The sequence below is a fragment of the Porphyromonas sp. HMSC065F10 genome (assembly GCF_001808555.1).
GTDB lineage: Bacteria > Bacteroidota > Bacteroidia > Bacteroidales > Porphyromonadaceae > Porphyromonas_A.
On the sequence record NZ_KV793748.1, the window covers coordinates 11,019 to 22,524 of the forward strand.

The following is an 11,506-nucleotide window of genomic DNA, read 5'->3' on the forward strand; positions in this document are numbered from 1 at the left end:
TTTTTTTTGCACTCAACTATTATGATACCAAGCAAGCAAGTAGAGGAGCAGGAGTCACTCTTCCGGATCTTTATCTCATGTATGACTCGTAGGTGTGTCACCTTTACAGGCAGGGCACGGAGGAGGGAGTTTTGGGGGTATATGCTCTTTGCGGTCCTCCTCGGGGGATTGCTGTGCGGCATCGTCGCTGGGGCATCCTCTCTCGGCCGGATAGACGTCACGGAGCCGCTTACCGGGTCGGGCGTCATCATCACCTGTATCGTCGGGCTGCTCGCTCTCTGGCTCCTCCTCGCGGGGATGGCTGTGGCGGTGCGTCGCTTCCACGACTGCAACCTGCCTGCCTGGCCGGTGCTGCTCGGTATGCTGCTTCTCCTGCTGCCGATCCCGCTCTTCTTCACCCCCTATGGTGGTCTCGGCGGTCCCGGATTCTTTGTCCTGTCGATGCTCCTCGCTGCCTGCGCGCTGATCTTTATCCTCGCCGTGGCGATCATCCCCGGTGGTAAGAAAAAGAATAAGTACGGTCTCGCCCCCAAGGGCGAGTGATACTCAAAACCCTTAAATACAAACTTGACAATGGAAGTGATCCAAAACAACAACACCGCCCCTCAGGGCGAGAATCTCTCCGTCTGGGGCTACTTCGTCCGCTGCCTCACGAAGAAGTACTCCGACTTCTCCGGTAGGGCGCGCCGCAAAGAGTGGTGGAGCTTCGCACTCTTCGAGTTACTCATTACCACGCTACTTGGCATCCCCGTCGGGATGACCTTTGGCAAAGATCTCGCAGCCGATCCGGACATGGTGCAGTATATGGCTCAGAATCCCGGCGACAAGGAGTATGTCTACTCGCTCCTGGGTAGCAATGTCTTCTTCTGGATTTTGGTGATCGTGGGGATCCTGCTGCTGGTTCCGACGCTGGCGGTGGGCTGCCGTCGCTTCCACGATGTGGGGATCTCCACCGGACTCTTCTGGGTCGTCGGTGGTCTGGCGGTCCTCAGTAATATTGTCAGCGTGCTTCAGGTGATCGCTCCTGGAGTCATTCCCCAAGCCTTGTCAGGTATTGTCTCTTTCCTTTCTATGATTGCAGGACTGGTGGTGCTGGTCGTTGCCTTCATCCCCGGCAAGGTCGGTCCCAACGCCTACGGACCTGATCCCAAGCCCGCCCCCACCTATGAGGGATATGGTCAGATCTGATCGGTAATAGGGGAAAGCCAAAGAGAGGCTGTGTCACGACTTGGCGACACATCCTCTCTTTGGTATAGCGGGGTAGCTTGCCTCTCCTTACCTCGCCCAAAACGCTTACAGACAAACTTTTACAATGGAAGTGATCCAAAACAACAACACCGCCCCGCATAGCGAGGACCTCTCCCTCTGGAGCTACTTCGTCCGCTGTGTCACGACGAAGTACTCCGACTTCTCCGGACGGGCACGCCGCAAGGAGTGGTGGGGCTTTATCCTCTTCCAGACACTCATCTTCTTGATCCTGCAGATCCCCGTGATGATGGCTTTGGACAAAGATCTCACAGCCAATCCGGAGATAGCGCAGTATATGGGACAGGACCTCTTCGATAAGGAGTATGTCAACTCGCTCTTGGGTGGTAATGTATTCTTCTGGGTCATGATGACTGCGGCGATCCTGCTGCTGGTTCCGACGTGGGCGGTTACTTGTCGTCGCTTCCACGACGTGGGGATCTCCACCGGGCTCTTCTGGTTCGTCGTTGGGCTATCGCTTCTTAGTACCATTATCGGCATGCTGATGGTGATCGCTCCGGGAGCCATCCCCATGGCTTTGATTGGTCTATCCTCTTACATTTCTATGACCACCACGGTCATTCTGATCATCGCCTTTATCCCCGGCATTGCCGGTCCCAATGCCTACGGACCCGATCCCAAGCACGCCTCCACCTGTGAGGGCCACGGTCAGATCTTCAATACTCTTAAAGACAAAGGAGTAATCCAAGACAACAACACCGCCCCGCAGAGCGAGGACCTCTCCCACTGGGGCTACTTCGTCCGCTGCATCACGACGAAGTACTCCGACTTCTCCGGCCGGGCGTGCCGCAAGGAGTGGTGGGGCTTTATCCTCTTCCAGACACTCATCCTCATAGTGCCGTTGATGCTTTTTTTGCAAACCTCTGTCGTAGACCTCAGGTCCGACCCCAGCGTAATGCAGGGCTGGGCAAAAGGCTCCTACAATATGGGGCGCATCTACTATCTTCTGTCCCATAACCCCTTCATCTGTCCTGTGATCACTTTGGGACTCCTGCTGCTGGTTCCGATGCTGGCGGTTACTTCCCGTCGCTTCCACGATGCGGGGATCTCCCACGTACTCTTCTTGGTGGTCTGCGAGCTGACGATCCTCATTAACGTCGTCAATTTGCTTGCCTTGATCGAACCGGGCACCGATGTAGAAGTGACGATTTTCAATTTTATCTTCCTCTCCCTTATATGGCTGGTGGTGCTGGTCGTCGCCTTTATCCCCGGCAAGATCAGTCCCAATGGCTACGGAGCAGATCCCGAGCCTACCCCCACCTGTGAGGGCTCCGGTCAGGAGTGATCAGGAATGGGGAAAAGCCAAAGAGAGGCTGTGCCGCAAGTCGCGACACAGCCTCTCTTTTGGTATAAGTGGGGAAGCTTACTTCTTTGCCTTACCCTGGTTGGCAACAGCGTCCATCAGCTTCTTGATTGTCTCGGGATCGCCGAGGAAGTAGTCCTTGATGACGCGGTAGTTGTCGCTCTCGTCGAGCTCAAAGACGTAGGGGATGCCGGTCGGGAGGTTCAGCGAAGGGATATCCTCGTCAGAGATCCCCTTCAGCACCTTGACGATACCGCGGAGGGAGTTGCCGTGAGCAGCGACGATCACGTCCTCGTGATCCTTCAGCGATGGCAGGATCTCCTCGTGGAGGTAGGGGAGGATCCGCTCTACGGTCTCCTTGAGGCTCTCGGTGAGAGGCAGGTCCTTGGGGTCCACGTGAGCGTAGCGCGTGTCCTGGAAGGGGCTACGAGGATCGTCCTTCGCCAGCTCCGTAGGCGGTACATCGTAGCTGCGGCGCCAGACGTGCACCTGCTCGTCACCATACTTCTCTGCAGTCTCAGCCTTATTGAGTCCCTGCAGCATGCCGTAGTGCTTCTCATTGAGGCGCCAGGTCTTGCGGACGGGGATCCAGTCGAGATCCATCTTGTCGAGGATGATATTGAGGGTCTTGATGGCACGCTTAAGGTAGCTGGTGTAGGCGAGGGTGAAGTGAAATCCATTCTCCTTCAGCGTCTTGCCGGCAGCGGCAGCCTCCTGGATGCCCTTCTCGGTCAGGTCCACATCGGTCCATCCGGTGAAGCGATTCTCCAGGTTCCACTCACTCTGTCCGTGGCGTACCAGTACTAATCTTCTCATACTTTGTCTCTAATTATTTTGTGAAAAAAATAGGCCGTTTACTTCTCTCGCTCTGCAATGTAGTCGCAGAGTCGGTAGAGCAGGTCAAGGCTACGCCCCTCGGGGATCACCCGGGCGTAGTGCTCCTTCGCCTCACTCAGGAGACGATGCATCTGCTGCTCAGCGTAGTCGATCCCGCCACACTCAATGGCGAAGTGGGTCAGTGAGCGGATATCCTCGTCACTCAGCTCGCTCTGACGCAGCAGTCGGCGAGCGCGCTCCCCCTTGCGCCCACTGTGCTCCAGGGCATAGATGAGGGGAAGGGTCACCTTGTGCTCCCGCAGATCGTTGCCGGCAGGCTTGTCCAGCTCCGGCGTGGGGAGGTAGTCAAATAGGTCATCCCGGATCTGGAAGGCCATCCCCAGGCTCAGCGTCGCCTCGCTGACCTCAAGCGTGGTCTCCTCGTCCTTCCTGCCGGTGAGGATCGCCCCAAGGGTGGCAGAGGCGGCAAGCAGTGAGGCGGTCTTGCGATGGATGATATCGTAGTACCACGCCTCACTCGTCTCGGCCAGCTGTGCGGCATCGTCCTGCATCAGCTCGCCCTCCGTGAGCGACTCGCCCACATGGCTCAGGATCTGTAGCACGAGTGGCTCCTCCAGCTCCACAGCAAGGAGGATCGCCTTAGAGAGCACATAGTCACCCATCAGCACAGCCCTACGATTGCCGAAGAGCATATGGAGCGCCTTGGCCCCGCGCCGTGTGTCGCTATCATCGATCACATCATCGTGGATCAGAGTGGCGATATGGATCATCTCGATGAAGGTCCCACCCTGCACGACACGATCTGAGATCTCGCCAAATGCCGAGGCGACGATGCCCATCAGCATTGACCGAAGTCTCTTACCCGGGTGACGACGGAAAAGCTCCACGGCATGGCGCAGCGAGGGCGAGTCACTCTCCAGCGTCTCCCCCATCAGTTGGTCGATGCGGTCGGAGATGCCGGCGATATCCTCGGGGAGGTTGTCGAAGAAATTGCTCATGCTCATACTATGCTACAAATTTACACAATTATTGCCGCTGGCTAAAACACTCCCACCCGTGATTTGCGGGTGTGGACGTAAGCTCTACAGGAGGGCCCCAGACCTCGCAAGGGTGTCGCACATACTAGGGAGTCAGGCAACCGGTGCGACACCCTGGCGGATGCCGCCGAGCCAGGGATGGAGAGCCGGGGAGAGAGCGCTGGGGCTGGGCATCCGACTTGTCCGACTTGCAGATGCGGATTGATTTTCCTATCTTTGTGATACAAAGAGATAAGAAGCGGGAGCGCTTCTCTACCTCCACCTCGAGGGGGTATTTAAGTATAGACATTCGCGTCGGGCACACGGGAAACTCGTCAATATTAAAACAATTCCGAGACCCTTGGATCTTGCGATGGCGTGCCGTGGCTCTTTATGGGCGGACGGATTACAAAGCACGATTCATCCTCAAATCCTTACTTTCGGAGTTATCCAAAGTCCCCGACGCGATCTTATAAGGGCTCACAGAGTGGTCATCCATCCTGTGAGCCCTTTCTTTGTCTCTGAGACCTTTGCATAATACCCCATCTGCGGCGTCACATTCGAGATTCGGGCTTGGTCATGTGCGTAAGCACACTCCCTTCGCCCTCACTCTCAGTCCCTTGCATCTGGGGCGTTCTGCAAAGTCCCTGCCGAAAAAGCGGTGCTTTTTCGGCGAAAGACCATTTTGCAAAGGTCTTTCTATGAGACAGGTATCAATTGAGAAATTGCACGAAGTGCCATTCTCGCACATTTGTTTCAAATGTGCTGAGACTTTGCACGAGGGACGATATGCAAGGCGCTGAGGATGAGACCGAAGGGATCGTACTCACGTACGTGACCGAGGTCGAATTCCGAAAGCAACGCAGCAGATCGCCTTCGTGCAACAGTCTCAATTGGTCTTGTACCTGTACTCCTTCACCTCAGCGAGGTCGGCATTGGCCTTGACGATCTTCTGCTTCAGCCCCTCCTTGTAGGTGCGGTAGCGCTCAGCGAGCTCCCTGTCGGCGACGGCGAGGATCTGCACAGCGAGGAGTGCGGCATTGAGCGAACCATTGATGCCCACGGTGGCGACGGGGATGCCGCCGGGCATCTGGACGATGGCGAGGAGCGCATCCATACCGGAGAGGGTGGAGGCGATCGGGACGCCGATCACCGGCACGGTGGTCTGCGCAGCGATGACACCGCAGAGGTGTGCCGCCATGCCGGCTGCAGCGATGATGACGCGGATGCCGCGCTCCTCGGCGTGGGTGGCAAAGTCGGTCACCTCCTCGGGCGTGCGGTGGGCGGAGAGCGCCAGCAGCTCAAAGGGGATCTCCATCTGCTCCAGGAGGTCAAGCGCTTTCTTCATCACCGGCATGTCGCTGGTGCTGCCCATGATGACGCTGACGATGGGCTTACTCTTATCAGCCATAGCTTAGTAGTCTCTTTTATAAGTAAAAAAAATAGGGGAGAGAGCACGACACAGGTCGCCTCTCTCCCCTTGTTTTGTCATGATCTCCGAAGTAGATTACTTCTCCACCAGGGCCTTGTAATCAGCGGCAGAGAGGAGTCCCTCGATGGCACCGGCATCAGCGACCTTACCCTTGATGATCCAGCCCTTGCCGTAGGGGTCCTGATTGACCAGCTCGGGGGCATCCTCGAGCTCAGCATTGGCCTCCTCGACGTCGATGGTGCAGGGAGCGATCAGGTCAGAGACCGTCTTGACCGCCTCGATGGAGCCGAAAGCCTCACCGCCCTCTACGGTGCTGCCCTCGCTGTCGACGTCGACGAATACGATGTCTCCCAGCTCCTGCTGAGCGAAGTCGGTGATACCGACGGTTACTTGATCACCCTCTACGAGGATCCACTCGTGGTCCTGGGTGTACTTCAGGTTTTCAGGAAAGTTCATAGTGTTGTCTATTGTTTTGGTTGGCAAATATTTCCAATACAAATTTAGAATTCTTTTCTCAATCTTGCAACAGGGATCCCCATCCCATCCCTATACTTGGCGACGGTGCGGCGAGCCACATCGTAGCCGCGCTCTCGGAGTGCCCTGCTGAGCGCCTCATCGGAGAGCGGCCGCTGCTTATCCTCCTCATCGATGATCTCTCGGAGGATCTGCCGCACATGGCGGGTGGAGATCTCCTCGCCATCGTCGCGCACCATCCCCTCGCTGAAGAAGTGGCGTAGCGGGAAGGTGCCAAAGTCGGTCTGCACATACTTGGTCGAGGTGACCCGAGAGATCGTGCTGATGTCGTACCCGATGCGGTCAGCGACGTCCTTGAGGATCATCGGTCGCAGGGTCGACACATCACCGCTGAGGAAGTACTCGCGCTGCATATCCACGATGCACATCATCGTGGACATCAAGGTCTCGCGCCTCTGGCGGATCATGTCGACGAAGGTGCGGGCCGCCTCGAGCTTGCCCTTGACAAACTTCCCGGTCTCGCGCTGCTCCCTCGGCAGGCTCCGCAGGTCACCGGTATAGGCGCTCATCTCGTCCTCAAACTGCCGATTGACCCTCACCTCGGGTATGTCGCCATTATTCAGCGTCACCACGAGGTCGCCATTGCTCTCCGTGACGATGAAGTCGGGGATGACCGTCTGGGCATTGCCCTCCATCCGGGTGCCAAAGTCGAGCCCGGGGGTGGGGTTGAGCGAGACGATCAGCCGGATCGCCTCGCGGATCTGGTCGTCATCGGCATCGCACGCCTCGCTGAGGGCGCTGTAGTGCCGCTTGGAGAGCTCATCGAAGTGGTCGGTGAGGAGCCGCTTGGCGAGGGTGATGGCCGGCGTCTCAGGGGTACGCCGCTCCAGCTGCAGGAGGAGGCAGTCCCGCAGATCCCTCGCACCCACACCGGGCGGGTCGAGCGTCCGTATCGCCCGCACGACAGCCTCCACCTCCTCCGGGCTGCAGTAGATCCCCTGATAGATGGCGAGGTCGTCTGCCAGTCCCTCCGTCGTCTGGCGCAGGTAGCCGTCGTCCTCGAGACTGCCGATGACGAAGGTGGCTATCTGTCGCTGCTCCTCGTCAAGGTCGGTCATGTAGAGCTGCCGGCGGAGGTACTCCTGGAGCGTCGGCGTGTCAGCAAAGGGGATCTCTGATGCTGAGGCGCCCTCCGATCGGGAGTTGTGCTTATAGGCTGAGCCGGGGATCTCATCCACATCGGTGTAGTCATCGGCATCGATGCTCTCCGGAGTGCCCCCCTCACCCTCGGGCAACTCCTCGTAGTCTCCCGGCTCGTCGCTCCCCTCCTCGAGCGCAGGGTTGCGCTCCAGCTCCTGCTTGATGCGCTGCGAGAGCTCCGTCTGTGGGAGCATCACCATCTGCATCAGCTGGATCTGTCGAGCGGAGAGCTTCTGCCGCTGCTTTAGTTTCTGCTTATTACCTCCGGTTCCGGTCATACAGTGTCACTCTTATGGGACAAATGTACGAAGAAAAGGCGGGTCGCCTCAGTCAAGAGACGACCCGCCTGTAGTATTAAGGCTCTAACCTATGGATCAGAAGCGGTAGCCGACAGTAACGAAGAAGTTGCTGTTGCGGAGAGCCTTCTCCTTATCGGCCTTCTTCAGGGTCTCGTTACGGAGGTCACCGATACCGAACTGAGTACCTACACCTACCTGGAAGTGGTTGTACTCTACACCGGCACCGACCTGAGCACCCCAGTCGAGACGATTGTAAATACCGTTGTCCTTATCAAAGGGCTTGATATCTGACTTAGACTCTGGCTTCCAGTTTCCTATCTGGAGACCACCCTTACTGGTACCAGAAACACCTACGCCGAGGTAAGGACCGGCATTGACGAAGACACCGAGATCATTGCCAAGGTCAAAAGCAAAGTTGGCGAGGACAGGGATATCAACGTAATAGAGAGTCTGCGAAGCGTTAGCTCCGAGCGTAGTCTCACCTACCTTTGTCTCCTTCTTGTACTGGTAGCCCTTCATGGCGAAGTCTACACCGGGCTGGATGGAGATGCGGCTCATGCCACCATCGTATACGGTGATATCGGCAGCGACACCGGCACGTCCACCGTGGAGGATCTCACCCTTAGGGTTGAGACCGGTGATATTGGCAGCCTGGTAGCCACCACGTACGATGACGCCGATCTGAGCGTTAGCAGTTGCACCGAGGGCAAATACTCCGAGGAGTGAGCCGAGGATTACATTTCTTAGTTTCATAATCTTGTGTGATTGTTTAGTGTCAAACTTAATGTCCAAGAGCTCGACACTCAGACGAGGTCTATCGCTCTTGCTTGGGGCAAAGTTAGGGATAAATAGTGAGAGGTCAATGGATACACTTATGAAAACGGACCAAAGAGCGACTTTATTACGCTTCTTTTAGAAAAACTTAGACCTTGACCAATACAATGTATCGGTCAAGGCCTGTAGATCACTTAGGTCACCTGTAGCGCTTAGCGAGCGGAAAACTCGTCCGAGACGCTCAGCTTGGCGCGCCCCTTGGCGCGACGTGCAGCTAGCACGCGACGACCGCCGGCTGATGCCATACGTGCGCGGAAGCCGTGCTTATTCTTTCTCTTGGTGACGTGAGGTTGGTATGTTCTCTTCATATCGCTATTAACTCATGTGCTCCTCCCTTCCATCGGAGCCGATGGTCAAGATCGCAGATTATTGTATCCGAAAAGTGGTGCAAAGGTACTACTATTATTCCGCTAATGCAATGGGGATTACAGCTTTTCTCCCTGTGATCTCGTTCGCCCGACGCACGAGATATGCCGATGGGCAGAGCGAGAGGTGGTGGCGACTCCTATGTAGGAGAAGAGGGGGCAACACCCGATCATACTCAGGTGCTGCCCCCTCTATTAGGCTTGGCAATAGTCGTCTATCGCCTCATCACGCCTCCACCTCCTCGGGCTTATCCTCGGTCACGCGCTCGAGGCGACCCATGATGGCGAAGATGAAGACAGCGGCGATACCGCAACAGGCGATCAGGATGATGAAGAAGGTGGGCATCGAGATCTTATCCCAGAGGCTGCCCATCACGCCGACCAGCATATTGCCGACGGCGGTGGCGGCGAGCCATCCACCCTGCATCAGACCGGAGTACTGGGGCGGAGCCACCTTGGAGACAAAGGAGAGACCCATCGGGCTGAGGAAGAGCTCCGCTACCGTCAGTGTCAGGTAGGTACCGATGAGCCACTCAGGCTGCACGAGGATCGGGCTGGTACCGCCATTGAGCGAACCGGGGGCCGGCAACTGATTGGTCAGGGCGCAGATCAGCATCACGAGGAAGCCCACACCTGCCATGATCATACCGATACCGATCTTGCGCGGGGCGCTCGGCTCCTTGCCCTTAGCTGCCAGTGCGGCAAAGATGCCGACCGTGATAGGTGTCAGGAGGACGATGAAGAAGGGGTTGAATTGCTGGAAGATCTGAGGAGTGATATTCTGCATACCCTCGAGCGGCTTGATCTGAGTCATATAGACTGCCACAAGTGCGATCAGACCGGCTACGATCAGCCCGAGGCCGAGCTTCTTATTCTTCGACGACCCCAGGAGACCCATCGTCATGGAGTAGATACCGTACATGAAGACGATGAAGGCCACCAGCATACCGATATTGAAGAGTCCATAGGTGGTCGGGTCGACCTGGCTCACCGTGTAGTCACGAGCGAAGAAGGTGAGCGTGAGGCCATTCTGGTGGAAGGCCATCCAGAAGAAGATCACCACGATGAAGACGAGGATCAGGGCGAAGATGCGCTCCTGCACCTCCTTCTTGGGCATCGGCTTCACCTTCTTGCCCTGCTCGGCGGCATGGCTCATCGCCTGCTTGGCAGTCACGTCGGCAAACTTCCAGGTCTTGCGTCCCAAGACGAAGATCAGGATCGAGATGACGAGCGAGATACAAGCGACGAAGAAGGCGTAGCTGTACGAGGTGGAGAGAGCGGTCTGGACATACTCGTAGCCGAAGTCACGAGCAAAGCCCTTGGACTCCACGCCCTCCTCGAGGGGGACAAGGCTGGCCGGCACCTCCGCTGCCGCCACACGGGCGAGGAGCTCCTGGCGGGCAGCCTGCTGCTCCGGCACGCGAGACTTAGCGAGGCGGTAGTCGTCATCCGTCACCATCAGCGCCGGGTCGGTGATCTTACCGGTGACGGTGTACTGGTTGAGCCCAGCGAGCTTGAGATTAAACTCTGCCGCATCCGCATCAGCCTGGAAGAGGACACCCTCGTCGGACTTCGCCTTGGTGATCGCCTTATCCTGATCCTCTGCAGCCATCGTCGCCCAGTCGCTATGCTTAGCCTGTACTGCCTGGATGAAGGAGGCCTCCTCGTCAGCGGAGAGGAGTCGGTCGTTGAAGCGGTTGTAGTTGGCCGGGATGTCAGCGTTGTAGTAGGCGAAGTGGTGCTCCTTGAGGACGTTATTCGTGATCGCCTGTCCCATACTGGGAGCGAAGAGGGAGCCTACGTTGATGAAGAGGTAGAAGATCGAGAAAGCGATGTCGCGCCCCTTCGCATACTTCGGGTCATCGTAGATCTTACCCACGAGCGCCTGGAGATTTCCCTTGAAGAGTCCCGTACCTATAGAGATCAGTAGGAGTGCTCCCAGCATGATGGCGAGACCCACCTGACCGGCGCCGAAGGGCATACCGAGCAGCAGATAGCCACCAAACATGACGACCACTCCGATCAAGATCGTGCGACCGTAGCCGAGCCACTTATCTGCCACCACACCACCGAAGACGGGGAGGAAGTAGATCAGGGCGAGGAAGATCGAGTAGATCCAGCTCGTAGTAGCCGATGATAGTCCAAACTTTGCCTGCAAGTACAGGGTCAGGATGGCCAGCATTGTGTAGTAGCCGAAGCGCTCGCCCATGTTTGCCAAGGCGAGCACCAGCAGCCCTTTAGGATGACGTTGTGCCATGTGGTTAGTTGGTTTATAGGTTGTAAGTTACAATAGTCTTATCTATCCTCTGCCCGTCTCCGACCGACAGTAGGCTCTCCGTGCGAGCAGGCGTGCGGAGACCTCCGAAGGCAAAAATACCTTTTTTGCCGTTAAGTACAAAGGAGCGACCGCCCCACCTCGTCACCGAGAGGGGCGGTCGCCTCGTAGAGCAAGACCTTTGCAAAATGGTCTTTCGCCGAAA

11 protein-coding genes are annotated in these 11,506 nt (G+C 57.0%); 3 read left to right on the forward strand and 8 right to left on the reverse strand.

Going from position 1 to position 11,506, the window contains the following annotated elements:
- Positions 1-21 precede the first annotated feature (21 nt).
- The 3 genes from HMPREF2890_RS01105 to HMPREF2890_RS01115 all read left to right on the forward strand — a co-directional run bounded on the left by HMPREF2890_RS01105 (position 22) and on the right by HMPREF2890_RS01115 (position 2,551).
- Complete coding sequence (locus HMPREF2890_RS01105; RefSeq protein ID WP_070464174.1) at positions 22-543, forward strand: DUF805 domain-containing protein; 522 nt, start codon at positions 22-24, stop codon at positions 541-543.
- Between the two features lie 30 nt (positions 544-573).
- Positions 574-1,188, forward strand: coding sequence for a DUF805 domain-containing protein (locus HMPREF2890_RS01110; protein WP_070464175.1), 615 nt, complete (start codon positions 574-576; stop codon positions 1,186-1,188).
- Between the two features lie 124 nt (positions 1,189-1,312).
- Positions 1,313-2,551: a DUF805 domain-containing protein gene (locus tag HMPREF2890_RS01115; protein ID WP_070464176.1), complete on the forward strand. Its 1,239-nt coding sequence runs from the start codon at positions 1,313-1,315 to the stop codon at positions 2,549-2,551.
- A 78-nt stretch (positions 2,552-2,629) separates the two neighbouring features.
- Here HMPREF2890_RS01115 and gpmA read toward each other — a convergent pair whose 3' ends face one another.
- From gpmA to HMPREF2890_RS01150, 8 genes are all read right to left on the reverse strand, one after another.
- A complete protein-coding gene (gene gpmA / locus HMPREF2890_RS01120; protein ID WP_070464178.1) occupies positions 2,630-3,385 on the reverse strand; it encodes a 2,3-diphosphoglycerate-dependent phosphoglycerate mutase in 756 nt (251 codons plus the stop codon).
- A 38-nt stretch (positions 3,386-3,423) separates the two neighbouring features.
- Positions 3,424-4,410, reverse strand: coding sequence for a polyprenyl synthetase family protein (locus tag HMPREF2890_RS01125; RefSeq protein ID WP_083289719.1), 987 nt, complete (start codon positions 4,408-4,410; stop codon positions 3,424-3,426).
- 901 nt (positions 4,411-5,311) lie between these two features.
- Positions 5,312-5,833 carry a 5-(carboxyamino)imidazole ribonucleotide mutase gene (purE, locus tag HMPREF2890_RS01130; protein ID WP_070464180.1) on the reverse strand — a complete coding sequence of 174 codons (522 nt, stop codon included), beginning with the start codon at positions 5,831-5,833 and terminating at the stop codon, positions 5,312-5,314.
- A 96-nt stretch (positions 5,834-5,929) separates the two neighbouring features.
- On the reverse strand, positions 5,930-6,310 hold the full coding sequence (gcvH, locus tag HMPREF2890_RS01135; RefSeq protein WP_070464182.1) for a glycine cleavage system protein GcvH: 381 nt from the start codon (positions 6,308-6,310) through the stop codon (positions 5,930-5,932).
- Between the two features lie 44 nt (positions 6,311-6,354).
- Entirely contained in the window at positions 6,355-7,806 is a 1,452-nt protein-coding gene (rpoN, locus tag HMPREF2890_RS01140; protein ID WP_070464184.1) for an RNA polymerase factor sigma-54, read from the reverse strand.
- Positions 7,807-7,902: 96 nt separating this feature from the next.
- Complete coding sequence (locus HMPREF2890_RS01145; RefSeq protein WP_070464186.1) at positions 7,903-8,580, reverse strand: porin family protein; 678 nt, start codon at positions 8,578-8,580, stop codon at positions 7,903-7,905.
- A gap of 233 nt (positions 8,581-8,813) precedes the next feature.
- Positions 8,814-8,969, reverse strand: coding sequence for a 50S ribosomal protein L34 (rpmH, locus tag HMPREF2890_RS08740; protein ID WP_083289720.1), 156 nt, complete (start codon positions 8,967-8,969; stop codon positions 8,814-8,816).
- A gap of 283 nt (positions 8,970-9,252) precedes the next feature.
- Positions 9,253-11,283, reverse strand: a complete 2,031-nt coding sequence (locus HMPREF2890_RS01150; RefSeq protein ID WP_070464189.1) for a peptide MFS transporter — start codon at positions 11,281-11,283, stop codon at positions 9,253-9,255.
- Positions 11,284-11,506 lie beyond the last annotated feature (223 nt).